This window comes from Enterobacter cloacae complex sp. 6730903 (assembly GCF_048283985.1).
Classification (GTDB): Bacteria; Pseudomonadota; Gammaproteobacteria; order Enterobacterales; family Enterobacteriaceae; genus Enterobacter; species Enterobacter hormaechei_C.
The window spans coordinates 153,835-177,220 of the sequence record NZ_JBLVXX010000002.1; the positions used below are offsets into that span (position 1 = coordinate 153,835).

At 59.1% G+C, this 23,386-nt stretch carries 23 protein-coding genes and 1 riboswitch; of the genes, 7 read left to right on the top strand and 16 right to left on the bottom strand.

Going from position 1 to position 23,386, the window contains the following annotated elements; genetic code table 11:
* Positions 1–110 precede the first annotated feature (110 nt).
* From ACNQ0W_RS01665 to ACNQ0W_RS01675, 3 genes are read left to right on the top strand one after another with little or no spacing between them, the layout of a single operon-like run.
* Positions 111–872 (top strand): endonuclease/exonuclease/phosphatase family protein, encoded by a 762-nt coding sequence (locus tag ACNQ0W_RS01665; protein WP_047053083.1) that lies wholly within the window; start codon positions 111–113, stop codon positions 870–872.
* Positions 869–2,107: a cardiolipin synthase ClsB gene (gene clsB, locus ACNQ0W_RS01670; protein WP_047364663.1), complete on the top strand. Its 1,239-nt coding sequence runs from the start codon at positions 869–871 to the stop codon at positions 2,105–2,107. Before ACNQ0W_RS01665 ends, clsB begins: the two co-directional genes overlap by 4 nt.
* Positions 2,107–3,069 (top strand): lysylphosphatidylglycerol synthase domain-containing protein, encoded by a 963-nt coding sequence (locus tag ACNQ0W_RS01675; protein ID WP_062932159.1) that lies wholly within the window; start codon positions 2,107–2,109, stop codon positions 3,067–3,069. The genes clsB and ACNQ0W_RS01675 overlap by 1 nt, the downstream gene beginning before the upstream one ends.
* A 125-nt stretch (positions 3,070–3,194) precedes the next feature.
* Here ACNQ0W_RS01675 and ACNQ0W_RS01680 read toward each other — a convergent pair whose 3' ends face one another.
* From ACNQ0W_RS01680 to moaA, 6 genes are all read right to left on the bottom strand, one after another.
* Entirely contained in the window at positions 3,195–3,902 is a 708-nt protein-coding gene (locus tag ACNQ0W_RS01680; RefSeq protein WP_015571081.1) for a Bax inhibitor-1 family protein, read from the bottom strand.
* A 58-nt stretch (positions 3,903–3,960) separates the two neighbouring features.
* Positions 3,961–4,413, bottom strand: coding sequence for a molybdopterin synthase catalytic subunit MoaE (gene moaE, locus ACNQ0W_RS01685; protein WP_062932160.1), 453 nt, complete (start codon positions 4,411–4,413; stop codon positions 3,961–3,963).
* Position 4,414: 1 nt separating this feature from the next.
* Positions 4,415–4,660, bottom strand: a complete 246-nt coding sequence (gene moaD / locus ACNQ0W_RS01690) for a molybdopterin synthase sulfur carrier subunit (protein ID WP_062932161.1) — start codon at positions 4,658–4,660, stop codon at positions 4,415–4,417.
* On the bottom strand, positions 4,653–5,138 hold the full coding sequence (gene moaC, locus ACNQ0W_RS01695; RefSeq protein ID WP_017384934.1) for a cyclic pyranopterin monophosphate synthase MoaC: 486 nt from the start codon (positions 5,136–5,138) through the stop codon (positions 4,653–4,655). The genes moaD and moaC overlap by 8 nt, the downstream gene beginning before the upstream one ends.
* 3 nt (positions 5,139–5,141) lie before the next feature.
* A complete protein-coding gene (gene moaB / locus ACNQ0W_RS01700) occupies positions 5,142–5,654 on the bottom strand; it encodes a molybdenum cofactor biosynthesis protein B (RefSeq protein WP_045334163.1) in 513 nt (170 codons plus the stop codon).
* A gap of 24 nt (positions 5,655–5,678) precedes the next feature.
* Positions 5,679–6,668, bottom strand: a complete 990-nt coding sequence (gene moaA, locus ACNQ0W_RS01705) for a GTP 3',8-cyclase MoaA (RefSeq protein ID WP_062932162.1) — start codon at positions 6,666–6,668, stop codon at positions 5,679–5,681.
* Positions 6,656–6,789: riboswitch (molybdenum cofactor riboswitch) on the bottom strand. (Overlaps the previous gene by 13 nt.)
* 226 nt (positions 6,790–7,015) lie before the next feature.
* Here moaA and yvcK point away from each other — a divergent pair.
* Positions 7,016–7,924: a uridine diphosphate-N-acetylglucosamine-binding protein YvcK gene (gene yvcK, locus ACNQ0W_RS01710; protein ID WP_062932163.1), complete on the top strand. Its 909-nt coding sequence runs from the start codon at positions 7,016–7,018 to the stop codon at positions 7,922–7,924.
* Positions 7,925–8,002: 78 nt separating this feature from the next.
* Here yvcK and uvrB read toward each other — a convergent pair whose 3' ends face one another.
* The gene (gene uvrB / locus ACNQ0W_RS01715) at positions 8,003–10,018 is read right to left on the bottom strand and encodes an excinuclease ABC subunit UvrB (protein WP_015571085.1); all 2,016 of its coding nucleotides are present in this window, start codon (positions 10,016–10,018) and stop codon (positions 8,003–8,005) included.
* Positions 10,019–10,766: 748 nt separating this feature from the next.
* On the opposite strand from uvrB, the gene ACNQ0W_RS01720 reads away from it, so the two are divergent.
* The gene (locus tag ACNQ0W_RS01720; RefSeq protein WP_062932164.1) at positions 10,767–11,489 is read left to right on the top strand and encodes an ABC transporter ATP-binding protein; all 723 of its coding nucleotides are present in this window, start codon (positions 10,767–10,769) and stop codon (positions 11,487–11,489) included.
* Here the strand turns inward: ACNQ0W_RS01720 and bioD are convergent.
* Genes bioD through bioB form a run of 4 tightly spaced genes read right to left on the bottom strand, consistent with a single transcriptional unit; the run spans position 11,452 to position 15,079 of the window.
* Positions 11,452–12,153 carry a dethiobiotin synthase gene (gene bioD / locus ACNQ0W_RS01725; RefSeq protein WP_062932310.1) on the bottom strand — a complete coding sequence of 234 codons (702 nt, stop codon included), beginning with the start codon at positions 12,151–12,153 and terminating at the stop codon, positions 11,452–11,454. The genes ACNQ0W_RS01720 and bioD overlap by 38 nt on opposite strands.
* Positions 12,146–12,901: a malonyl-ACP O-methyltransferase BioC gene (bioC, locus tag ACNQ0W_RS01730; protein ID WP_062932165.1), complete on the bottom strand. Its 756-nt coding sequence runs from the start codon at positions 12,899–12,901 to the stop codon at positions 12,146–12,148. Before bioC ends, bioD begins: the two co-directional genes overlap by 8 nt.
* Positions 12,885–14,042 (bottom strand): 8-amino-7-oxononanoate synthase, encoded by a 1,158-nt coding sequence (gene bioF / locus ACNQ0W_RS01735; protein WP_062932166.1) that lies wholly within the window; start codon positions 14,040–14,042, stop codon positions 12,885–12,887. The genes bioC and bioF overlap by 17 nt, the downstream gene beginning before the upstream one ends.
* Positions 14,039–15,079: a biotin synthase BioB gene (bioB, locus tag ACNQ0W_RS01740; protein ID WP_017384942.1), complete on the bottom strand. Its 1,041-nt coding sequence runs from the start codon at positions 15,077–15,079 to the stop codon at positions 14,039–14,041. The genes bioF and bioB overlap by 4 nt, the downstream gene beginning before the upstream one ends.
* A gap of 86 nt (positions 15,080–15,165) precedes the next feature.
* On the opposite strand from bioB, the gene bioA reads away from it, so the two are divergent.
* The gene (gene bioA / locus ACNQ0W_RS01745; RefSeq protein ID WP_074135635.1) at positions 15,166–16,455 is read left to right on the top strand and encodes an adenosylmethionine--8-amino-7-oxononanoate transaminase; all 1,290 of its coding nucleotides are present in this window, start codon (positions 15,166–15,168) and stop codon (positions 16,453–16,455) included.
* 47 nt (positions 16,456–16,502) lie between these two features.
* Positions 16,503–16,979, top strand: coding sequence for a kinase inhibitor (locus tag ACNQ0W_RS01750; RefSeq protein ID WP_062932168.1), 477 nt, complete (start codon positions 16,503–16,505; stop codon positions 16,977–16,979).
* 103 nt (positions 16,980–17,082) lie between these two features.
* Here ACNQ0W_RS01750 and hutH read toward each other — a convergent pair whose 3' ends face one another.
* From hutH to hutI, 5 genes are all read right to left on the bottom strand, one after another.
* On the bottom strand, positions 17,083–18,603 hold the full coding sequence (gene hutH / locus ACNQ0W_RS01755; RefSeq protein ID WP_047053065.1) for a histidine ammonia-lyase: 1,521 nt from the start codon (positions 18,601–18,603) through the stop codon (positions 17,083–17,085).
* Entirely contained in the window at positions 18,600–20,288 is a 1,689-nt protein-coding gene (hutU, locus tag ACNQ0W_RS01760; RefSeq protein ID WP_062932169.1) for a urocanate hydratase, read from the bottom strand. The genes hutH and hutU overlap by 4 nt, the downstream gene beginning before the upstream one ends.
* Positions 20,289–20,415: 127 nt before the next feature.
* Entirely contained in the window at positions 20,416–21,150 is a 735-nt protein-coding gene (locus ACNQ0W_RS01765) for a histidine utilization repressor (RefSeq protein ID WP_017384945.1), read from the bottom strand.
* A 19-nt stretch (positions 21,151–21,169) separates the two neighbouring features.
* A complete protein-coding gene (gene hutG / locus ACNQ0W_RS01770; protein ID WP_062932170.1) occupies positions 21,170–22,108 on the bottom strand; it encodes a formimidoylglutamase in 939 nt (312 codons plus the stop codon).
* The gene (gene hutI / locus ACNQ0W_RS01775; RefSeq protein WP_015571093.1) at positions 22,105–23,328 is read right to left on the bottom strand and encodes an imidazolonepropionase; all 1,224 of its coding nucleotides are present in this window, start codon (positions 23,326–23,328) and stop codon (positions 22,105–22,107) included. The genes hutG and hutI overlap by 4 nt, the downstream gene beginning before the upstream one ends.
* Positions 23,329–23,386: the final 58 nt, after the last annotated feature.

A 23,386-nucleotide genomic window follows, 5' to 3' on the forward strand; every position in this document is an offset into this window, starting at 1 on the left:
CTCTGCTAATTCAGACTACCGCACTTTACGGAAAATTCCGTAACGCCGCATCTTTTTGTGACGCCTACTACACTTTATTTTCATCGGGATAGTCACCCAGGAAGGTGTTTATGAGCAAAAAAACGCAGCATTTCTCGCTTAAGGTGCTGACGATAAACATTCATAAGGGCTTCACAGCATTTAACCGCCGCTTCATTTTACCGGAGCTGCGCGACGCGGTACGCACCGTCAGCGCCGATATTGTCTGCCTCCAGGAGGTCATGGGCGCGCACGAAGTGCACCCGATGCATTTCGAAAACTGGCCCGACACGCCCCATTACGAGTTTCTGGCGGATACTATGTGGAGCGATTACGCCTACGGGCGCAATGCGGTCTACCCGGAGGGGCATCACGGAAACGCGGTGCTGTCGCGTTTTCCTATCGAGCATTATGAGAACCGGGACGTCTCCGTTGGCGAGAGCGAAAAACGCGGGCTGTTATACTGTCGTATCACCCCCCCGGCGCTCGATTTTCCCATTCATGTAGGCTGTGTTCATCTTGGCCTGCGTGAAGCCCACCGTCAGGCCCAGCTACAGATGCTGGCAGACTGGACCAATGCGCTGCCGGAGGGCGAGCCCGTGGTGGTGGCCGGTGATTTCAACGACTGGCGACAGCGGGCCAACCATCCTTTGAAGGTGAATGCGGGGCTGGAAGAGATTTTCACCCGCGCACGCGGTCGTCCCGCGCGGACGTTTCCGGTGCGCTTCCCCCTGCTGCGCCTTGACCGTATCTACGTAAAAAATGCCCACGCCAGCAGCCCGACGGCGCTGGCTCTACTCAACTGGCGACATCTCTCCGACCATGCCCCACTCAGCGCGGAGATCCACTTATGAAATGCACATGGCAGGAAGGTAACCGTATTACGCTGCTGGAAAATGGCGATAACTACTATCCGGCGGTTTTTGAGGCGATTAGCCACGCGCAGCAGAAAGTCTTTCTGGAAACGTTTATCTGGTTTGAAGACGACGTGGGCAGGCAGTTGCACAGCGCCCTGCTGCATGCCGCCCGTCGCGGTGTAAAAATCGAGGTTCTGCTCGACGGATATGGTTCGCCGGATCTCAGCGACGAATTTGTTAACGAGCTCACCGCCGCAGGGGTGGTTTTCCGCTATTACGATCCCGGCCCGCGTCTGTTCGGCATGCGCACCAACCTGTTCCGTCGAATGCACCGCAAAATTGTGGTGGTGGATGAAACGGTGGCCTTCGTTGGCGGCATTAACTACTCCGCCGAGCATATGTCGGATTACGGTCCTGAGGCCAAACAGGATTATGCAATCCGCATTGAGGGGCCGGTAGTTCAGGATATCCAGCTGTTCGTGCTGGAAAACTTACCCGGCAAAGAGGCCGCTCGCCGCTGGTGGCGACGCCGTCATCGTCCGGAAGAGAACCGCAAGCCCGGCGAGGCGCAGGCGTTGTTTGTCTGGCGGGATAACGAGGAGCACCGGGACGATATCGAGCGTCATTACCTGAAGATGCTGGCGAACGCGAAGCGCGAGGTGATTATTGCCAACGCCTATTTCTTCCCCGGTTACCGGATTTTGCACGCCATGCGCAACGCGGCCCGACGCGGCGTGAGCGTGAAGCTTATCGTGCAGGGTGAGCCCGATATGCCAATTGTGAAGGTGGGCGCGCGTCTGCTCTATCGCTATCTGGTCAAAAGCGGCGTGCAGATCTATGAATATCGCCGCCGTCCGCTGCACGGCAAAGTCGCCGTGATGGATGACCACTGGGCGACCGTTGGCTCCAGCAACCTTGATCCGCTGAGCTTATCGCTCAATCTGGAAGCGAACCTCATCATCCACGATCGCCAGTTTAATCAGACCCTGCGCGATAACCTTCAGGGTCTGATCAATAAAGACTGCGTGCGGGTGGATGAGTCCATGGTGCCGAAACGCAGCTGGTGGAACGTGGGCATCGGCGTGGTGGTGTTCCACTTCCTGCGCCACTTCCCGGCCATGGTGGGCTGGCTGCCCGCGCATACGCCGAAACTGGCGCTGGTGGATCCGCCTGTGCAACCCGAAATGGAAACCCAGGACCGCGTAGAGGCGGAAGATGGAGGGAAAACCTGATGTCGAAATCTCATCCTCGCTGGCGGCTGGCGAAAAAAATCCTGACCTGGCTGTTCTTCATTGCCGTCGCGGTCCTGCTGGTGGTGTATGCCCAGAAGGTGGACTGGGAAGAGGTGTGGAAGGTTATTCGCAACTACAACCGGACAGTCCTGCTGGGAGCCGTTGGGCTGGTGATTGTGAGCTACCTGATGTACGGCTGCTATGACCTGTTAGGGCGCGCCTACTGCGGGCACAAGCTGGCAAAGCGGCAGGTCATGCTGGTGTCATTCATCTGCTACGCCTTTAACCTGACGCTGAGCACCTGGGTGGGCGGGATTGGTATGCGCTATCGCCTGTACTCCCGCCTTGGCTTACCGGGCGGCACCATCACGCGTATTTTCTCCTTAAGCATCACCACCAACTGGCTGGGCTATATTCTCCTCGGCGGGGTGATTTTCGCCATCGGCGTGGTGCAGCTACCTGCGCACTGGTATATCGATGAGGCCACGCTGCGCATTCTGGGCATCGTACTGCTGCTGATCATCGCGGCCTACCTGTGGGCCTGCGCCTTTGCCAAACGTCGCCACATGACCATTAAAGGCCAGAAGCTGGTGCTGCCGTCATGGAAGTTTGCCGTCCTGCAAATGGTGGTTTCCAGCGCTAACTGGATGGCGATGGGGGCCATTATCTGGCTGTTGATTGGCGAAGATGTGAACTACTTCTTCGTGCTGGGCGTGCTGCTGGTAAGCAGTATTGCCGGGGTGATTGTGCATATTCCGGCGGGTATTGGCGTACTGGAAGCGGTGTTTATCGCGCTGCTTGCAGGGGAGCATGTGTCTCACGGGACGATTATCGCCGCCCTGCTCGCGTACCGCATGATCTACTACTTCCTGCCGCTGGCGCTGGCAACGGTCTGTTATCTGGTGCTGGAGAGTCGGGCGAAGAAGCTGCGCGCGAAGAACGAGAGGATGTTAGCGAAGTGAGTTGTGTCGGGTAGCGCTGCGGTCTGATGCCCTCACCCCGGCCCTCTCCCACGGGGAGAGGGAGAAAAGCCCGCACCGTGCAATCCCCTCTCCCTGAGGGAGAGGGTTAGGGTGAGGGGAAATAACTAGCGACGGTTGCCGAAGATACGCAGCAGCATCAGGAACAGGTTGATGAAATCCAGATAAAGCGTCAGCGCGCCCAGAATCGAGTATTTGCGCAGGTTTGAACTGTCGCGAACATCAATTTGTTCACCGATGTTTTTCAGCTTCTGGGTGTCATAGGCGGTTAAGCCCACGAAGATCACCACCCCGATATAGGTCACCGCCCACATCAGCGCGTCACTCTTCAGCCACAGGTTCACCAGCGACGCCAGCACAATCCCAATCAGCCCCATAAACAGCATGTTGCCGAAGCCGCTCAGGTCACGTTTGGTGGTGTACCCGTACAGGCTCATCACACCGAACATCCCGCCGGTCACCACAAACGTGCTGGCGATGGAAGAGTAGGTGTAAACGATGAAAATACTGGAAAGCGTCAGCCCGGTCAGCGCCGAATAGAGCATAAACAGCGTGGTCGCCATACCCGCGCTGAGCTTATGCACCAGCCCGGAGAGCACGAACACCAGCGCCAGTTGCGCAATAATCAGCCCAAAGAAGGTGATTTTGCTGGAGAAGATAAACATCATCAGTTCAGGCGTATTTGCCGCATACCACGCGATAAACGCGGTAAGCAGCAGGCCAACCGTCATCCAGCCATACACCTGAGCCATGTAGGTTTGCAGCCCGCTACGGGTCTGCTGAACTATCGAATCGGAACGCGGAAATCGGTCCATGATTCACTCCTGATTAAGTAAACACACACGTTAAGACTAACACATCCACGTAAACCTGTTACCAGCGGCTGGCAGCCTGTTTGTCGCTGTCGCGCGATTCCACCCAGCGCTCACCTTCCGGCGTCGCTTCACGCTTCCAGAACGGCGCTTTGGTTTTAAGGTAATCCATGATGAACTCCCCCGCCGCAAAAGCACTCCCGCGATGGGCGCTGGTGACGCCGACAAACACAATCTCTTCGCCGGGCCACATTTCGCCGATGCGATGGATAACCGTAACGCGCCCCAGCGGCCAGCGGCCTCGCGCCTCTTCCACAATGGCCGCCAGCGATTTTTCGGTCATTCCCGGATAGTGCTCCAGCGTCAGCGCTTTTACGCTGTCGCCGAGATTATGATTACGCACTTTCCCGGTAAACGTCACGACCGCGCCGTCTTCGTCGCGCCCGGCCAGCCAGTCATATTCCGTGCCCACGTTAAAACGCTCATGGCTGACCAGAATTCGGGTTTCCGTCATCTTAACCCCCTGTAACTGGCGGGAAGAAGGCCACTTCGTCCCCATCGGCCAGCGGGTGGGTCAACTCCACCAGCGTCTGGTTCACGGCGGCCAGCAGTTTGCCTTCGTCCAGCGCCAGCGCCCAGCGGTCGCCTTGCGCCGCCAGATGCGCACGCAGGGCGGCGACGTTTTCGAAAGCGCCGTCCAGCGTCAGGCTGTCGGTATTCACCAGCTCACGGACTTGGGCAAAAAAGAGCACATTAATCATGGCTTTCCACCTTAAAATCACCGGATTTGCCGCCGCTTTTTGCCAGCAGACGCACCGGGCCAATCACCATATCTTTCTGTACCGCTTTACACATGTCGTAGATGGTCAGCGCCGCCACGGAGGCCGCCGTCAACGCCTCCATCTCCACGCCGGTTTTCCCGGTTAAGCGGCACAGGGACTCGATACGCACGCGGTTATGCGCCGGCTGCGCCTGCAAATTTACCTCCACTTTGCTGAGCATCAGCGGATGGCAGAGCGGGATGAGGTCCCAGGTACGTTTAGCGGCCTGAATACCGGCGATGCGGGCGGTGGCAAACACGTCACCCTTGTGATGGCTGCCGTCGATAATCATCGCCAGCGTCTCCGGCAGCATGGTGACGAACGCTTCAGCACGCGCCTCGCGCACCGTTTCGGCTTTGGCGGAGACATCCACCATATGCGCTTCGCCAGCGGCGTTTATGTGGGTCAGTTGTGACATAGCTTATTTCTTTAAATGGGGATGAAAATTACACGGACGGGTACGGGCATCCAGCTGCGGGGCAATAATGTTTTCCCACGCGGTGCGGCAGGCTTTGGTCGACCCCGGCATGGCGAAGATCAGCGTCTTGTTCGCCACCCCCGCAACGGCACGGGACTGAAGCGTAGAGGTGCCAATCTCTTCAAACGAGAGCATGCGGAACACTTCGCCGAAGCCTTCCACTTCGCGATCGAACAGCGGGAGCAGCGCTTCCGGCGCCTGGTCGCCTGCGGTAAAGCCGGTGCCGCCAGTGATCAGCACCACCTGGACGTCATCACCCGCAATCCACTGTGAGACCTGAGCGCGAATGGCGTAACGGTTTTCTTTGACGATCGCTTTATCAACAATCTGGTGTCCGGCCTCGTGTGCCGCCTCGCGCAGCCAGTGGCCGGAGGTATCATCCTCTTCACCACGACGATCGGAAACGGTAAGAATAGCAATGCGTGTCGGGATAAATTCCGCGCTTACCTGACTCATCTTTTGGTTCCTTCTAAAGCCTGATTACCCGCCGATATAGGACAGGTTCTGAGTAATGCCGGTGTTGCCCTGATGCAGGAAATGGGTCTGCTTTTTGTGCGTCAGCGCCTCGGAAATGCGTGCTTCAAGCGCGTCCTGCTGGGCGTCATCTTCCAGCAAATCGCGCAGATCGACGCCGCCATCCCCGAACAGGCAAAGATGGAGCTTGCCGACGGAGGAGACGCGCAGGCGGTTGCAGCTGGCACAGAAGTCTTTTTCATAGGGCATGATCAGGCCGATTTCGCCTTCATAATCCGGATGACAAAAGACCTGCGCCGGGCCATCGCTGCGCTGGCGGATCTGGTGGAGCCAGCCGCGTTTCAGCAGTTCGTCGCGCAGAACCATGCCGGAGATATGATGGCGACGGAACAGCTCGCTGCCCTCCCCGGTCTCCATCAGCTCAATAAAACGCAGTTGAATGCGGCGCGGTTTGATCCACGCCAGGAAGGTGTCCAGCTGATGGTGGTTCACATCACGCATCAACACGGTGTTGACTTTGACCTTGTCGAAACCGGCGGTGAACGCGGCATCGATGCCGTCCATCACCTGCTGGAACTTGTCCTGGCCGGTAATGGCGTGGAACTGACGGGCGTCCAGGCTATCGACGCTGACGTTGATCGCCGTCAGCCCCGCATCGCGCCAGTTCGCCACGTCACGCGCCATGCGGTAACCGTTGGTGGTTACTGCAATCTGGCGGATACGTTCGTTTTCACGCACGGCGGCAATGATGTCAGGGAAGTCACGGCGCAGGGAGGGCTCTCCCCCGGTAAGACGCACTTTTTCCGTGCCGAGTTCAGAGAACGCGCGCGTGACGCGGCGTACTTCATCCACGGAGAGAAAGCCGTTATTGGTGACGCTGCCCGGCTTGTAGCCATCGGGCAGGCAGTAGGTGCAACGGAAGTTACACACGTCGGTAATCGACAAACGTAAGTAGAAAAACTTACGCGCGAAAGCATCAGTAAGTTGTGAAGCCATGTACACCTTTCCAGATCGGGAGGCACAGTCATTTCTTTCTGTACCCTGGTGGCAAATCCGCCACGGCCAGGGCGCCATATCTCTCGACACAGGCGCCAGGGCTAGAGTGTATGTTTTCAGTTTTGAAAACGTGGTTATGGCGATAGTAGCGTGGAAATCGCGACTTCGCCATTGTCGCTTTTCGCTATATAAATTTATACATAACGATGTTATCGTGCATTTTCACTACAGAATACGCAAAAACAGCGCTTTCGCATTGATATACGTCATTATGGATTGTGAGAGGCATCGTCTTTTAGGAGTAGTTGCGTTACTGTGACGCAAGCTTAACAGGATAAGGAATTGGTATGCGCAATCGCACTTTTGCGGATCTGGACCGCGTGGTCGCTCTTGGCGGAGGTCACGGTCTGGGACGCGTCATGTCGTCATTATCGTCACTGGGCTCGCGCCTGACGGGCATCGTGACAACAACGGACAACGGCGGCTCAACCGGGCGGATCCGACGTGCTGAAGGCGGGATTGCCTGGGGTGACATGCGCAATTGCCTTAACCAGCTCATCACGGAGCCAAGCGTGGCCTCGGCAATGTTTGAGTACCGTTTTGGCGGGAATGGCGAACTTTCCGGCCATAACCTTGGAAATCTGATGTTAAAGGCGCTGGATCACCTTAGCGTGCGCCCTCTGGAAGCGATCAATTTAATTCGTAACCTGTTAAAGGTGGATGCATTCCTGATCCCGATGTCTGAACAGCCGGTGGATTTAATGGCGATCGATGCCGACGATCACGAAGTGTATGGTGAAGTGAATATCGACCAGCTTCTTCTGCCGCCAAAAGAGCTGATGACCTACCCCAGCGTACCCGCAACGCGTGAAGCGGTAGAAGCGATTGCCGAGGCCGATCTGATCCTGATTGGGCCGGGAAGTTTTTATACCAGCCTGATGCCGATCCTGCTGGTGAAAGAGCTGGCGCAGGCGCTGCGCAGAACGCCTGCGCCCATGGTCTATATCGGTAATTTAGGCCGCGAACTCAGCCCGGCGGCGGCAAGCCTGGCGCTGGCGGATAAGCTGGGCCTGATGGAACAGTACGTTGGTAAGAAAATTATCGATGGTGTCGTGGTCGGGCCGAAAGTGGATGTATCGGGGATTGGCGATCGCGTGGTGGTGCAGGAGCCGCTGGAAGCCAGCGATATTAAATATCGCCACGACCGCCATCTGCTGCGCGAGGCGCTGGAGAAGGCGATTCAGGCATTAGGTTAGGTTCGTTTTATGCGGCCTGATGCCCTCACCCCGGCCCTCTCCCACAGGGAGAGGGAGAAAACGCCACCGGGCAAAAAACTACGATGCCGCAATAAACAGATCCCGCAGCTGATGCAGCTGATCGCGGATTTGCGCGGCCTCTTCGAACTCCAGGTTCTGCGCGTGCTGCATCATCTGCCCTTCCAGCTCGTGGATCTTCTGCTGCAACGCTTTCGGCGTCAGCGCGACGGTATCCTCTTCCACCACGGAACGGGCCTTGCCGCGGCCTTTCGCTTTGGTCTTCGCAATATTCTGACCCAGCGCCAGGATATCCACCACCTTCTTGTTCAGCCCCTGCGGCGTAATGCCGTGCTCTTCGTTGTAGCGCTGCTGCTTCTCGCGACGACGTTCCGTTTCGCCAATCGCTTTGGCCATCGACGGGGTGATTTTATCCCCGTACAGAATCGCCTTGCCGTTGACGTTTCGCGCGGCGCGGCCAATGGTCTGGATCAGCGAGCGCTCGGAACGCAGGAAGCCCTCTTTGTCCGCGTCCAGAATCGCCACCAGCGACACCTCCGGCATATCCAGACCTTCTCGCAGAAGGTTGATACCCACCAGCACGTCGAACTCGCCCAGACGCAAATCGCGGATGATCTCCATACGCTCCACGGTATCGATATCCGAGTGCAGATACCGCACCTTCTCGCCGTGTTCTTCCAGATACTCCGTCAAATCTTCCGCCATACGTTTGGTGAGCGTGGTAACCAGCACGCGCTCGTTGATGGCGGAGCGGGCACGTATTTCCGAGAGCAGATCATCCACCTGCGTCGCCACCGGACGCACCTCGATAATCGGATCCAGCAGCCCGGTCGGACGCACCACCTGGTCCACCACGTCATCACCGGATTTTTCCAGCTCGTAGTTGCCCGGCGTCGCCGATACGTAGATGGTCTGCGGAGCAAGCGCCTCAAATTCTTCAAACTTCATCGGACGGTTGTCCAGCGCTGACGGCAGTCGGAACCCGTACTCCACCAGCGTCTCTTTACGCGCGCGGTCACCGCGGTACATCCCGCCGATCTGGGGGATCGTAACGTGGGATTCGTCGATCACCAGCAGGCCGTCCGCCGGAAGGTAGTCAAACAGCGTCGGCGGCGCTTCGCCCGGCCCGCGCCCGGAGAGGTAGCGCGAGTAGTTTTCGATGCCGGAGCAGTAGCCCAGCTCGTTCATCATCTCCAGATCGAACTGGGTACGCTGGCTCAGGCGCTGCTCTTCCAGCAGCTTATTGTTCGCCAGCAGCACCTTGCGGCGGTCCGCCAGCTCGGTTTTGATCTCTTCCATCGCCTGCACGATACGCTCGCGTGGCGTCACGTAGTGCGTTTTCGGGTAGATAGTGAAGCGCTGGATCACCGACTCGACGTGACCGGTCAACGGATCGAACAGCGACAGGCGTTCAACCTCTTCGTCGAACAGCTCCACGCGCAGCGCCATATCGTCCGACTCCGCCGGGAAGATATCAATCACCTCGCCGCGCACGCGGAAGGTCCCGCGCTGGAACGCCTGATCGTTACGGGTGTACTGCAACTCCGCCAGACGGCGCAAAATCGCCCGCTGATCGATGATCATCCCCTGCGTCAGGTGCAGCATCATCTTGAGATAGAGATCCGGATCGCCCAGGCCGTAGATCGCCGACACCGAGGCCACCACCACCACATCACGACGCTCCAGCAGCGCCTTGGTCGCCGACAAACGCATCTGCTCGATATGTTCGTTCACCGAGGCATCTTTCTCGATAAACGTGTCGGAGCTGGGAACGTAGGCTTCCGGCTGGTAGTAGTCGTAGTAGGAGACGAAATACTCCACCGCGTTTTCCGGGAAGAACTCTTTCATCTCACCATACAGCTGCGCCGCCAGCGTTTTGTTCGGCGCGAGGACCATCGTCGGACGCTGGAGATCGGCAATGACGTTGGCAATGGTGAAGGTTTTGCCCGAACCGGTAACCCCCAGCAGGGTCTGGTGCGCCAGCCCGTCTTCCAGCCCCTCTTCCAGGCGACGAATAGCCTCGGGCTGATCCCCGGAAGGACGGAAAGCAGAATTCAGTTTAAACGGTTTACTCATGGGCGACGACCTGATGACAGAATAAGCGGCAGGTGAGTAATTTTACTCGTTGTGGCCAGGATTGCCAGTAAAAAACACTGGATGAAAAACCAGTAGCGTGTCAGGATATTTAGCGTAGCGCAGAGAGGATTAGCGCGTTCGCGAGCCAAATTTCGACTGTGACAAAATAAAACACCAGCCTCAGGGGGTTATCCCCAGAACTATTACTTTTTTAACATTTGTCAAGGGCGGTTATGAAAGTTTTATGGCAACAGGTGTCGCTGGCGTTGAGGGAATTGCTTTTATCTAATTCGTTAAAAAATAAAGACTAATTTATTAAGCCGCGTTTCGCATCAATTTGGTCGTAACCCGCGTATTCTCTCGCTTATCGCGGGTTTTCTAACTCTAATGCACAAGGTTATCCACAGGAATAGTGGATAACTGCCTCCAGCCCGTACAGCATGCACTCCAGCAAATTCCCGGTTTTTCCCACGAAGCGGCAGTAAAAAATTTTTATCACTCTTTTTTGCCTGGAAAACGTTCATTTTTTCATAAGCGACTGGCGAGATCTTAATCACAATTCTGTCATTTCTCCTGCACCACGATTCGACATGCGCAGCACCGGGAGTGTGCATTTCGTATAAACGTTCAGCTTTTGATAGTGAGTTATTCCTAAAAATGGCCTTTTTTTAATCATTCTGAAGTTCCTGGCAGGCGTTTTGCAGACATCACTCTGTGCATCACCCCACACATTTTTAAGGAGAGAAAGATGTTGAGTCTGCGTGCTGTAAATCAGTTTTACGGAAGCCAACATACGCTATGGAACGTGAATATCGATTTCCCGCAAGGCATCTGTACGGGCATTGTTGGCCTGCCTGGGATGGGTAAATCCACGCTTATGAACTGCATTACCGGAAAGGTGCCCGTCGAGAGCGGCACCATCATCTGGCATGAGGCTGGCGCGCCGCCGCGTAATTTGCTCAGCCCTGTGTCAGCATTCCCGGCGCCGCCGACGATAGGCTACGTCCCGCAGGATCGGCGAATATTTTCCCAGCTGACCGTCGATGAAAATCTGCATATCGCTATGCGGGCGACGGGGAAACCCGACCCGGCATCAAAAAGTGACGTGTATGCCCTGTTTCCGGAGCTTTATCCGCTGCGACAGAGCCGTGCCTCTGCGCTGTCCCCTGACGACCAGTATCAGCTGGCCCTCGCCAGTGCGCTGGTTAATCGCCCGCGCGTGCTGATTCTGGATGAGCCCATGTATGGCGCAGGGCACGGTTTCGCGCGCAGGCTGGGGCAGCTGCTGGTGCGGCTGAATCGGGAGCTGGGAATGACGGTGCTGTTAGCGGAGCAACAGCTGTCGTTTATCCGCCGGGTAGCGGATCGTTTCTGCATGCTCTATCGGGGTCGTAACGTGGCACAGGGCCACGTTAACGAGCTGGATGACGATCTTATTGCGCACTGGATGGCGCGGGACATAAGGCGCTAAGGTCAAGATAGCGTCCGGTTTCCGCCTGCTCTGCGCCGTCGGCAAGCCACGGGATCTCGCCGAGAAACGGCGCAGGCAGCACCCGCTTCAGCGTCGCCAGATACTCAGGATGGCGTTTTCCCGGCGCTACCACGTCATTGGCAATCCACCCTGCCAGACGCAACCCGGCCTGCTGCACGGCCTGAGCGGTCAGCATAGCGTGATTGATACAGCCAAGCTTCACGCCGACCACCAGAATGACCGGAAGCTGCTCGGCCTGCACCCAGTCAGCAAATGTCTGCTCGTCGGACAGCGGGGTAAACCAGCCGCCAGCCCCCTCCACCAGCACCCAGTCGGCCTGCATTTCAAGAGCGCGTAACCCGCAAGAGAGCACCGAAAAATCAATCGGACGATCTTCATCGGCGCTGACGATGTGCGGCGAGGTGGGTTCAGCAAAGGTATAGGGGTTCACCGCAGAATAGGCCAGCGCAAGGCTGCTGTTACGCTGAAGCGCCAGCGCATCGGTATTGCGTAAGCCTTCCGGCGTCATCTCGCTGCCGGAGGCTACGGGTTTATACCCGGCCGTTGTTTTCCCCAGCAGACGCGCCGCCTGCAACAGCGCGGCGCTGGCAACCGTTTTACCGACTTCAGTGTCCGTGCCGGTAACAAAATAACGTTCAGTCACGTTCAATAATCCCATGAAAAAGATGATAAGAGAGCGGGAATCGGCCCCGCTCCTGCGGCCAGGCCAGCTCGAGACGCTGGAGTTGGCCGCGGGTAAGGGGTCTCTTCTCCCGTCCGGCGTGCAGGTGCGTCGCGCCTATGCCCTTAAGCGATCGCATGGCGCTTAACGCATCGCTAAATTCGAGGGTGACGGTCTGGACCACGCTGCGATAGCGCCAGCCTGCCAGCGCCTGAGTGACCTGTTCGTGTGAAAGAAACCGGTTGGCGTGCGGCTGCGCATCCACTGCCTTCCACGCCTGATTCAGCTCTGGCAACGAACTTTCCAGCAGGGTGGTAAAGGCCACCGCTCCGCCGGGCCGCGCCACGCGGTATAGCTCGCGTAAGGCCTGCGGCAGGCTGGCGCACCACTGCACCGCCAGATGGCTCCAGACGAGGTCAAACAGCGCATCCTCCAGCGGGATGGCCTCAATATCGGCCACCAGATAACGGTCTGCTGACTGCTGCTGGCGGGCCTCATCCAGCATCTGCGCGGATAAATCCAGCGCCGTGACGTGGCTACCCGTTGCACGCCAGTAGCGGCTATTGCCGCCTGGCCCGCAGCCAGCGTCGAGCACCTGCGCAAAACGCCCCTCACCGAGCGCGGCCAGCAGCCCGCGGGCGCTCAGGCGTTGCAGCTCATCGTGCTGTGAATAGCTTTGCGCTGCCCGGCCAAACGCGGCGGCAACGGCCTGTTTATTGACGGGAGACATACAGTGCCTCCAGAAGCGTATCGATATCCTGAGGCTCGTGCGCTGCGGTGAGCGTCAGACGCAAACGCGCGGTGCCTGGCGGCACGGTGGGTGGGCGGATCGCCGTGACCCACTGCCCGCGTTCTCGTAACGCCTGTGCCAGCATCACCGCCCGAGGGTTCTCACCCACAATCACGGGCTGAATGGCGCTGTGCGAGTCGGTAAGCCGGTAAGACAGCTCGCTTACCCCCCGGCGAAAACGCTGAATATGGTCGGCCAGCCGCGCCCGGCGTTCAGCGCCGTCTTCGCCGCGGATCACCGCAAGCGACGCAGAGAGCGCCACGGCCTGCGCCGGGGGCATGCTGGTGCTGTAGATCAGGTGCCGGGCGAACTGCACCAGGTAATCGGCCACCGGCTCGCTGCACAACACCGCCGCGCCGCTGACGCCGAAGCCTTTGCCGAAGGTGACCACCAGCAGTTCCGGCCTGACGCGTTGCTGGTGCGCGCTTCCGCGCCCCTCCTCGCCGGTGACGCCAATGCCGTGGGCATCGTCGACCAGCAGCCAGGCGTTCTGCTGCTTTGCGACGTCATGCAAGGTGGCAAGGGGCGCGCTGTCGCCGTCCATGCTGAATACCCCTTCCGTCACCGCCAGCTGAAGCCCTGAACAGGGTTTACCCAGCAGGACGTTCAGCTGAGAGGCATCGTTATGGGCAAAACGCCGCAGCTGCGCCGGGCTGAGACTGGCCGCTTCAAGCAGGGACGCGTGGCTCAGGCGGTCCGCGACGATGCGGTCATCTTTGCCCATCAGGGCGGCAATCACCGCCTGATTCGCGGCAAAACCGGAGATAAACAGCAGCGCCCGCGGGTACCCCAGCCAGTCGGCCAGCTCTTCCTCCAGCGCGTGATGCGCCGTGGTGTAGCCGCTGACGTGCCCGGAGCCACCGCTACCCACGCCGTAACGATCCGCGCCCTGCTGCCAGGCGCGAACGATCTGCGGGTGCTGGCTCAGGCCCAGATAATCGTTGCTGGAGAAATTACAGAACCGCTCTCCTTCCCGGGTGAGAAAACGGCCTGCACCGTTTTCCACGACCCTGCGTACCCGAAACGCATCCGCTGCCCGCCGCTCGTCGAGCGCGGTCCTGATACGTGCCTGCCAGGTCATACGGCTGCCGCGTTGTAGAACTGGTCGGTGTCGGCGTTGAAAATCTGCTGCTCCAGCTGCTGCTGTTGCTCGTTATCCCCCGCCTGTACCCCGGTCTGGTGTGGGTTCAGCCCCAGCTTGCGGAACAGCTGGACATCTTTGTCCTCTTCCGGGTTTGGCGTGGTCAGCAGTTTGCAGCCGTAGAAGATGGAGTTGGCCCCGGCCATGAAGCACATCGCCTGGGTCTGCTCGCTCATCTGCTCGCGACCGGCAGAGAGGCGAACGTAAGAGGTCGGCATCATGATGCGCGCCACCGCGATGGTGCGGATGAAATCGAAGGCATCCACGTCCTCGTTATCCGCCAGCGGCGTCCCTTTTACCTTCACCAGCATGTTGATGGGCACGCTTTCCGGCGGGGTCGGCAGGTTTGCCAGCTGTAACAGCAGGCCGGCACGATCTTTTACCGTCTCGCCCAGTCCCACGATCCCGCCGGAACAGACCTTGATCCCCGCATCACGCACTTTATCCAGCGTGTCCAGACGCTCCTGATAGGTGCGCGTGGTGATGATGTTGCCGTAGAACTCCGGCGAAGTATCGAGGTTGTGGTTGTAGTAATCCAGCCCCGCCGCCGAGAGACGCTGCGCCTGCTCCTCGTTCAGCGTGCCCAGGGTCATGCAGGCTTCAAGCCCCATCTCCTTCACCCCCTTCACCATCTGCTCCAGATAGGGCATGTCGCGGTCATGCGGATTTTTCCACGCCGCGCCCATGCAGAAGCGGGTCGAGCCAGCGTTTTTGGCCTTGCGCGCGGAGTCGAGCACCTGCTCGACTTCCATCAGGCGCTCGGATTCGAGACCGGTTTTATAGCGCGCGCTTTGCGGGCAATATTTGCAGTCTTCCGGGCAAGCCCCGGTTTTGATCGACAGCAGCGTGCTGACCTGAACATGACGCGGATCGAAGTGCTGGCGGTGCACCTGTTGCGCCTCAAACATTAGCTCCAGGAAAGGTTTGTTGAATAATTCAGTGACTTGCGACATCGTCCAGCGTGCGTGGTGAGCCATCGGGCTTCTCCAAAGGGTTTTGTTAATTGTCGGTTCGGTTTATACTTGTAAACCTAAAACTTTTCAAAATGGTTTACAAGTCGATTATGACCCAGGACGATCTCGCCTTCGACAAGCAGCATATCTGGCACCCTTACACCTCCACGACCCGCCCCCTTCCCGTCTATCCGGTAGCCTCTGCCCACGGCTGCGAGCTGCATCTCGCCAGCGGCGAGCAGCTTGTTGATGGGATGTCCTCCTGGTGGGCGGCGATCCATGGCTACAACCACCCGCGACTGAACGCGGCGATGAAAGCGCAGATTGACCAGATGTCACACGTGATGTTTGGCGGGATCACGCATCAGCCCGCGGTGGATTTATGCCGTCGCCTGGTAGCGATGACGCCTGAATCGCTGGAGTGCGTTTTCCTGGCCGACTCCGGCTCGGTGGCCGTGGAAGTGGCGATGAAAATGGCGTTGCAGTACTGGCATGCGAAGGGCGAAACGCGCCAGCGGTTCCTCACCTTCCGCAACGGCTATCACGGCGACACCTTCGGCGCGATGTCGGTATGTGATCCGGACAACTCCATGCACAGCCTGTGGAAAGGCTATCTGCCGGAAAACCTGTTTGCGCCAGCCCCGCAGAGCCGCTTCGACGGCGAATGGGACGAGATGGACATGGTGGGCTTCGCGCGGCTGATGGCGGCCCATCGCCACGAGATTGCCGCCGTTATTCTCGAACCGATTGTGCAGGGCGCGGGCGGAATGCGGATGTACCATCCCGAGTGGCTGAAGCGCATTCGGAAGATGTGCGACCGCGAAGGGCTCCTGTTGATTGCCGATGAGATCGCCACCGGCTTTGGCCGCACCGGGAAATTGTTCGCCTGCGAGCATGCGGGGATCGCGCCGGATATTCTGTGCCTGGGGAAAGCGCTCACCGGCGGCACCATGACGCTCTCCGCCACGCTTACCACCCGCCAGGTTGCCGATACCATCAGCGACGGCGACGCGGGCTGCTTTATGCACGGCCCGACGTTTATGGGCAACCCGCTGGCCTGCGCCGTGGCAAGCGAAAGCCTCGCCATTCTGGAAAGCGGCGCATGGCAGACGCAGGTGGCGGCGATTGAGGCGCAGCTGAAGCAGCAGCTAAGCGCGGCGGCGGAGGCGAAATACGTCGCGGACGTCCGCGTACTGGGCGCCATCGGGGTAATCGAGACAACGCATCCGGTGAACATGGCCGCGTTGCAGCGCTTCTTCGTTGATCAGGGCGTGTGGGTGCGACCTTTCGGTAAGCTGATTTACCTCATGCCGCCGTACAGCATTTCTGCGGATCAGCTCCGCAAGCTGACCGGGGCAGTGGTTAAAGCCGTTACCATTTCAGCGCATTTCACGATTTAACCCCATGCGTTACACTTTCTGAATGAGTGAGTAACGAGGGAAATCGGATGAAAATCATCAGTAAAGATTTGCGCGACGGCGAAAAGCTGCCGGAACGTCACGTGTTTAACGGGATGGGTTATCAGGGGGATAATATCTCTCCCCATCTGGCGTGGGACGATGTGCCCGCGGGAACCAAAAGTTTTGTCGTGACCTGCTACGATCCGGATGCGCCAACCGGGTCAGGCTGGTGGCACTGGATCGTGGCAAACCTGCCCGCCGACACGCGCGTGCTGCCGCAGGGCTCCGGTTCCGGTCTGGTTGCTCTGCCCGACGGTGCGATTCAGACGCGCACGGACTTTGGCAAAGCGGGTTACGGCGGCGCGGCGCCGCCAAAAGGGGAAACGCACCGCTATATCTTCACCGTGCACGCGCTGGATGTGGATAAGATTGAGGTCGACGAAGGGGCGAGCGGCGCAATGGTAGGCTTCAACGTGCATTTCCATTCGCTGGGTAGCGCGTCGATTACGGCGATGTATTCGTAATCGTGCGGGCTGATGCCCTCACCCCAGCCCTCTCCCTCAGGGAGAGGGAGAAAACCTAACAATTCCCTCTCCCTGTGGGAGAGGGTTAGGGTGAGGGTAAAAATCACAGCACGGAAGGTAACAGCCCCACCAGCCGCCCTTCTTCCAGAAGCTGCATTGCCTTATCAATATCCGGCGCAAAGAAGCGGTCGTCATCGTAGTGCGTAACGTGCTCGCGCAGCGTATGACGCGCCTGCTCCAGCAGCGGGCTGGATGTTAACCCTTCACGCAAATCAATACCCTGACACGCCGCCAGCCACTCCACCGCCAGCACGCCGCGGGTGTTAGAGGCCATCTCCCAGAGGCGACGCCCGGCAGCCGGGGCCATCGAAACGTGATCTTCCTGGTTGGCTGAGGTTGGCAGGCTGTCCACGCTGTGCGGATGCGACAGGGCTTTGTTCTCGCTTGCCAGTGCCGCGGCGGTGACCTGGGCGATCATGAAGCCCGAGTTTACGCCGCCGTTGCGCACCAGGAATGGCGGCAGCTGGGACATGTGCTTATCCATCATCAGCGCGATTCGACGCTCAGACAACGCCCCGATTTCGGCAATCGCCAGGGCGATGTTATCAGCGGCCATCGCCACCGGCTCGGCGTGGAAGTTACCGCCGGAGACCACCTCGTTTTCCTGGGCAAACACCAGCGGGTTGTCGGACACCGCATTGGCCTCCACCAGCAGCACTTCTGCCGCCTGGCGCAGCTGCGTCAGGCATGCGCCCATCACCTGCGGCTGGCAGCGCAGGGAATACGGATCCTGCACCTTCTCGCAGTTGTGATGCGAATCGGCAATGTCGCTGGTATCGGTAAGTACGTGGCGGTACATGGCGGCGGCATCAATCTGCCCGCGCTGGCCGCGCACCTCGTGGATGCGCGCGTCGAACGGACGACGCGAGCCGAGCACCGCCTCAGTGGTCAGCGCACCGCACACCACCGCGGAGGCGAACAGATCTTCCGCTTCAAACAGACCGCGCAGCGCGAAAGCAGTCGACGCCTGGGTGCCGTTAAGCAGCGCCAGCCCCTCTTTTGCCGCGAGGGTGATCGGCGTTAAGCCAGCTTTTTTCAGCGCCTCTTTCGCAGGCAGCCACTCCCCTTGCCAGCGCGCCTGGCCTTCACCCAGCAGGAGCAGCGACATATGCGCCAGCGGCGCCAGATCGCCGGAGGCGCCGACGGAGCCCTTCGCCGGGATCCACGGATAAACTTCCGCATTGACCAGCGCCATCAGCGCCTGGATCACGCTCAGACGAATGCCGGAGAACCCACGCGCCAGGCTGTTGATTTTCAACACCATCATCAGGCGGACGATCTCATCGTCCAGCGGCTGTCCAACCCCCGCCGCGTGCGACAGCACCAGCGAACGCTGTAAATTCTCCAGATCGTGCGTGGCGATGCGGGTCTGCGCCAGCAGGCCAAACCCGGTATTGATTCCGTAGGCGGTGCGCCCCTCCGCCACGATCGCCTCCACGCAGGCTACGCTGTCGTTAATGGCACGGTGGGCGCTTTCATCAAGGGAGAGTGTCACCGGCTGACGCCAGACGTGACGCAGCTGTTTGAGCGTCAGCGAGCCGGGAGTAAGTGTTAACGCGTTCATGCAGGCTTTCCTTGTGTGGCGGGGATCATCGGCAGGTTCAGGCCCTGCTCTTTGGCACAATCAATGGCAATCTCGTAACCCGCATCCGCGTGACGCATCACGCCGGTTGCCGGGTCGTTGTGCAGCACGCGAGCGATACGCGCGGCCGCTTCATCAGTTCCGTCACAGACGATGACCATCCCGGAGTGCTGGGAGAAGCCCATCCCGACGCCGCCGCCGTGGTGCAGCGATACCCAGGTCGCGCCGCTGGCGGTGTTCAGCAGGGCATTCAGCAGCGGCCAGTCGGAGACCGCATCCGAGCCGTCGCGCATGGCTTCGGTTTCACGGTTCGGACTGGCGACAGAGCCGGAGTCCAGGTGGTCGCGGCCAATGACGATCGGCGCGGAGACTTCGCCGCTGCGCACCATTTCGTTAAAGGCGAGGCCGAGTTTTTGCCGCCACTCCAGCCCGACCCAGCAGATACGCGCCGGCAGGCCCTGGAAGTTAATGCGTTCGCGCGCCATATCCAGCCAGCGATGCAGGTGTTCGTCATCGGCGACAATCTCTTTCACTCTGGCGTCGGTTTTGTAGATATCCTCCGGGTCGCCGGACAGGGCAACCCAGCGGAATGGCCCAACGCCGCGGCAGAACAGCGGACGAATATAGGCGGGCACGAAGCCGGGGAAGTCAAAGGCGTTATTCACCCCCATCTCTTTCGCCATCTGGCGGATGTTATTCCCGTAATCAAAGGTCGGAATCCCCATCTTACTGAAGGCCAGCATCGCGGAGACGTGTTCCGCCATGGCGCGTTTAGCCGCCAGTACCGTGCCCTCAGGATCGGTTTCCGCTTTTTGCTGGTAGTCTTCCCACGTCCAGCCTTTTGGCAGATAGCCGTGGAGCGGATCGTGAGCGCTGGTCTGGTCGGTGACCAGATCCGGACGCACGCCGCGCGCCACCAGTTCCGGCAGAATATCCGCCGCGTTGCCGCACAGGGCAACCGACACGGCTTTGCCTTCAGTAGTGTACTTTTTGATGCGCGCCAGCGCGTCATCGAGGTTGTCGGCCTGTTCATCGACATAGCGGGTACGCAGACGGAAATCGATGCGGCTCTGCTGGCACTCAATGTTCAGGGAGCACGCACCCGCCAGCGTCGCGGCCAGCGGCTGCGCGCCGCCCATGCCACCCAGTCCGGCGGTGAGCACCCAGCGGCCTTTCAGTGAGCCGTTATAATGCTGACGGCCCGCTTCCACGAAGGTTTCATAGGTGCCCTGCACAATCCCCTGGCTGCCGATGTAGATCCAGCTACCCGCGGTCATCTGGCCGTACATGGCCAGCCCTTTTGCGTCCAGCTCGTTGAAGTGTTCCCACGTCGCCCAGTGCGGCACCAGGTTGGAGTTGGCAATCAGCACGCGGGGCGCATTTTTATGGGTTTTGAATACGCCCACCGGTTTGCCGGATTGCACCAGCAGCGTTTCGTCGTTTTCGAGATTCGTCAAAGACTCGACAATCGCGTCATAGCACGCCCAGTTGCGCGCGGCGCGGCCAATGCCGCCGTAGACCACCAGTTCGTGGGGATTTTCTGCTACCTCAGGATCAAGGTTGTTCATCAACATGCGCAGCGGTGCTTCGGTGAGCCAGCTTTTTGCGGTGAGCGTGGTGCCGCGCGCGGCGCGGACAACCTGCTTGCGGTATTTATCTGACGACATTGTGTGTTCCTCATAAGGGACAGGTGATGCATTTAGATATACTTGTATAGACAAGCACACACAAGGTCGGATTTAACAAAAAAGATACAATTTTGCTATATTGCGTTAGCGATCACGCTTATAAAACTTATGACATAAAGTGGCCCTGCAACCGGTAGCGATTCCCCGGGAATAGCAGCTTCGCATGCGACACAATTTGCGAGGACGACCAGGTACGACGGCGGATCAGCAGACAGGGATCGTGCTCTTTAATACGCAACAGCTCGCACTCCTGCGGCGTGGCGCGCACGGCTTCCACGATATGCTCCCCTTCCGTCAGCGGGGCGACGAGCGAGAGATACGCATGCGGTGTGGTTTGGGTGTAATCCTGGCTCAGGTAGTCCGGTATCCGCTCCGCGTTGACGCAGCGGTCTTCAATCTGGACCGGAATGTCGTTCTCATAATGCACCATCACCGAATGGAAAATCCGGGTGCCCTCGGTAACGTTCAGCTCGATGGCCTGTTCGGCGCTGGCCTGCGTCTCTTCAAGCACCAGCACCTCGCAGTGGTGCTGATGGTTGCGGGCGGCAATTTCATCGGCAATGCTGCGGATTTCAAACAGCGCCGACTGTCCTTTTGGCTCGGCGACAAAGGTTCCGACACCCTGCAAACGCACCAGCAACCCTTCATCGGTCAGTTCACGCAGTGCGCGGTTGATGGTCATTCGGCTAAAGCCAAACTGCGCCACCAGCTCGGCCTCGGACGGAATGCGGTCATGCGGGCGCCAGACGCCGGCGGCGATTTTTTCGCTGATCGCCTGCTTCACCTTTTCGTAAAAAGGCGCGGGAGGGCTCGGCTGCGGCAGGGGCGAGCGTGAAAACATCATGACTCCTTGAATGTTGTTATGCCCACCAGTGAGCAATTTGCCAGGCCAGTCGGGCGGCAAGCTTCGCCCCCTGTCCGTCCCGATCGTAGTGCGGATTAAATTCCACCAAATCCGCCGCCTGTAGTTTACCGCTTCGGCAGATACGCTCAATCACCGGGAACAGATCCAGCGCCGGGATCCCCAACGCCGCAGGGGCGGACACGGCGGGCATTTCTGCGGCGGGCAGCACATCGAGGTCAACGGTAAGATAAACCCGGTCAGCTTGCGCAAGCACGCTATCCAGCGCGGATAGCGCATCCCGGCGAAAATCGAGATCTTCAACCAGCGTCACGTTCAACCGCTCAGCTTCCTCCCACAGCGCCTGAGTATTCGCCGCACGGCTTACCCCCAGGCATGCGTAGTGAAACGCCCGCGACTGAGACGCGCAGTAGTGCGCCAGCTGGCGGAACGGCGTGCCGGACGTTGCCCGTTCGGCCTTGCGTAAATCGAGGTGCGCATCCAGGTTGATCACCGCAATGCGATCGTTCGGAAAGGCGTCCAGCACGCCGCGCCCGTGCGCCCAGGCGGTTTCATGTCCACCACCGAAAACCAGAGTACGCATCCCGGATTGCTGGCACGCGGTTATGGCCTCGCTCAGCGCCTGCTGTGCCGCCTCCAGCGCGTGGCCTTCAACATAAATAGCGCCCATATCCACGAGGCGCGCATGCCCCTGATGGCTCGCCATATTCGCCAGCGCGCCACGCAACACATCGGGCGCCTGTGCAGCACCGGGCCTGCCCTGGTTACGCTTAACCCCTTCATCACATTCAAAGCCCAGCAGGGCGATGCCTGACGGCGCGGGAGAAAAGTGTTCGCGCTGCTGTATGGTCTGGAAGAGACGTTTCGCGGTGCTGGACTCGGCGCTGTCGTCACGACCCTGCCAGACCTGCGGAGAGACGGGATGCCACAGTTTCATGCTACCTGCCCCCGAAACACGCGTTGATACATAGGATTCCGCCCCGGCTCGTAAACCATCTCAACCGGATGATTCGCCTCCCAGACGACGAAATCAGCCACATAACCTGGCTTTAACTGCCCGTGCGTCGCACCACGTCCTAGCGCCTGCGCCGCATGCCGCGTCACGCCAGCCCAGGCCTCTTCCGGCGTGAGGCCAAACTGGACGCAGGCCATGTTCATTGCCAGATGCAGGCTGGCAAACGGGCTGGTGCCCGGATTGTAGTCGGTAGCCACCGCCATCGGCACGCCCTGCTCTCTCAGCTGCGCCACCGGTGGACGCTGGCGCTCCTGAAGAAAATAGAACGCGCCGGGGAGCAATACCGCCACCGTGCCGCTTTGCGCCATCGCCTGAATACCTGCATCATCGAGATACTCAATATGATCGGCCGACAGCCCTTTATACTGGCTGACCAGCGCCGCGCCGCCGAGATTCGACAGTTGTTCTACATGCCCTTTTACCGGGATCCCGAGCGCGGCGGCGGCCCGGAACAGGCGCTCGGTTTGCGCCGGGGTAAAGCCGACGTTTTCACAAAACACGTCCACCGCTTCAAATAACTCTTTTTGCCACAGCGTGGGCATGATCTGCTCACAGACCAGCGCCAGATAGGCATCCGGATCCTGTCGGTACTCGGCAGGAACGGCGTGCGCGGCCAGCAGCGTCGGGCTGATATCGACCAGATTATTCAGGCTGAGCTGGCGGGCAACCAGCAGCATTTTCTCTTCGGCTTCGGCATTCAGTCCGTATCCTGATTTGATTTCAACGGTCGTTACGCCTTCATTCATCAGCCGCTGGAGTCGCTGCTGCGCCACCGTCAGGAGCGTTTCCGGCGAACTGTTGCGGGTGGCCGTGACCGTGGCGTTAATTCCGCCGCCCTGCGCGCTAATGGTCTGATATGACACGCCGTTAAGCCGTTGCTCCCATTCCGCTGCGCGATCGCCGCCGAACACCAGATGGGTGTGGCAATCGATCAGGCCGGGGGTAACCAGACGCCCGTCGAGATCGACACACTGACGATGCCCGGAGGGGATCTCGGATTCAGGAATAATGGCCAGAATCGTCTGGCCGCGCACAACCAGGGCATGTTGTTCTCTCAGGCCGTAGGGCTCCGCCTCACCTGTCGCCAGGGTTGCCAGTCGCGCATTTCGCCATATCACATCATCGGGATGAAGCTGCTGCATGTGCCTTCCACTTGTCATGGGTTGTATAGACATTTATTTTCATCTACCGCCTGCTGTC

Bases quoted from the DNA above. Each gene is read 5' to 3' on its own strand.
- ACNQ0W_RS01665 (WP_047053083.1), top strand. From the start codon at position 111: ATGAGCAAAAAAACGCAGCATTTCTCGCTTAAGGTGCTGACGATAAAC.
- clsB (WP_047364663.1), top strand. From the start codon at position 869: ATGAAATGCACATGGCAGGAAGGTAACCGTATTACGCTGCTGGAAAAT.
- ACNQ0W_RS01675 (WP_062932159.1), top strand. From the start codon at position 2,107: ATGTCGAAATCTCATCCTCGCTGGCGGCTGGCGAAAAAAATCCTGACC.
- ACNQ0W_RS01680 (WP_015571081.1), bottom strand. From the start codon at position 3,902: ATGGACCGATTTCCGCGTTCCGATTCGATAGTTCAGCAGACCCGTAGC.
- moaE (WP_062932160.1), bottom strand. From the start codon at position 4,413: ATGACGGAAACCCGAATTCTGGTCAGCCATGAGCGTTTTAACGTGGGC.
- moaD (WP_062932161.1), bottom strand. From the start codon at position 4,660: ATGATTAATGTGCTCTTTTTTGCCCAAGTCCGTGAGCTGGTGAATACC.
- moaC (WP_017384934.1), bottom strand. From the start codon at position 5,138: ATGTCACAACTGACCCACATAAACGCCGCTGGCGAAGCGCATATGGTG.
- moaB (WP_045334163.1), bottom strand. From the start codon at position 5,654: ATGAGTCAGGTAAGCGCGGAATTTATCCCGACACGCATTGCTATTCTT.
- moaA (WP_062932162.1), bottom strand. From the start codon at position 6,668: ATGGCTTCACAACTTACTGATGCTTTCGCGCGTAAGTTTTTCTACTTA.
- yvcK (WP_062932163.1), top strand. From the start codon at position 7,016: ATGCGCAATCGCACTTTTGCGGATCTGGACCGCGTGGTCGCTCTTGGC.
- uvrB (WP_015571085.1), bottom strand. From the start codon at position 10,018: ATGAGTAAACCGTTTAAACTGAATTCTGCTTTCCGTCCTTCCGGGGAT.
- ACNQ0W_RS01720 (WP_062932164.1), top strand. From the start codon at position 10,767: ATGTTGAGTCTGCGTGCTGTAAATCAGTTTTACGGAAGCCAACATACG.
- bioC (WP_062932165.1), bottom strand. From the start codon at position 12,901: ATGTCTCCCGTCAATAAACAGGCCGTTGCCGCCGCGTTTGGCCGGGCA.
- bioF (WP_062932166.1), bottom strand. From the start codon at position 14,042: ATGACCTGGCAGGCACGTATCAGGACCGCGCTCGACGAGCGGCGGGCA.
- bioB (WP_017384942.1), bottom strand. From the start codon at position 15,079: ATGGCTCACCACGCACGCTGGACGATGTCGCAAGTCACTGAATTATTC.
- bioA (WP_074135635.1), top strand. From the start codon at position 15,166: ATGACCCAGGACGATCTCGCCTTCGACAAGCAGCATATCTGGCACCCT.
- ACNQ0W_RS01750 (WP_062932168.1), top strand. From the start codon at position 16,503: ATGAAAATCATCAGTAAAGATTTGCGCGACGGCGAAAAGCTGCCGGAA.
- hutH (WP_047053065.1), bottom strand. From the start codon at position 18,603: ATGAACGCGTTAACACTTACTCCCGGCTCGCTGACGCTCAAACAGCTG.
- hutU (WP_062932169.1), bottom strand. From the start codon at position 20,288: ATGTCGTCAGATAAATACCGCAAGCAGGTTGTCCGCGCCGCGCGCGGC.
- ACNQ0W_RS01765 (WP_017384945.1), bottom strand. From the start codon at position 21,150: ATGTTTTCACGCTCGCCCCTGCCGCAGCCGAGCCCTCCCGCGCCTTTT.
- hutG (WP_062932170.1), bottom strand. From the start codon at position 22,108: ATGAAACTGTGGCATCCCGTCTCTCCGCAGGTCTGGCAGGGTCGTGAC.
- hutI (WP_015571093.1), bottom strand. From the start codon at position 23,328: ATGCAGCAGCTTCATCCCGATGATGTGATATGGCGAAATGCGCGACTG.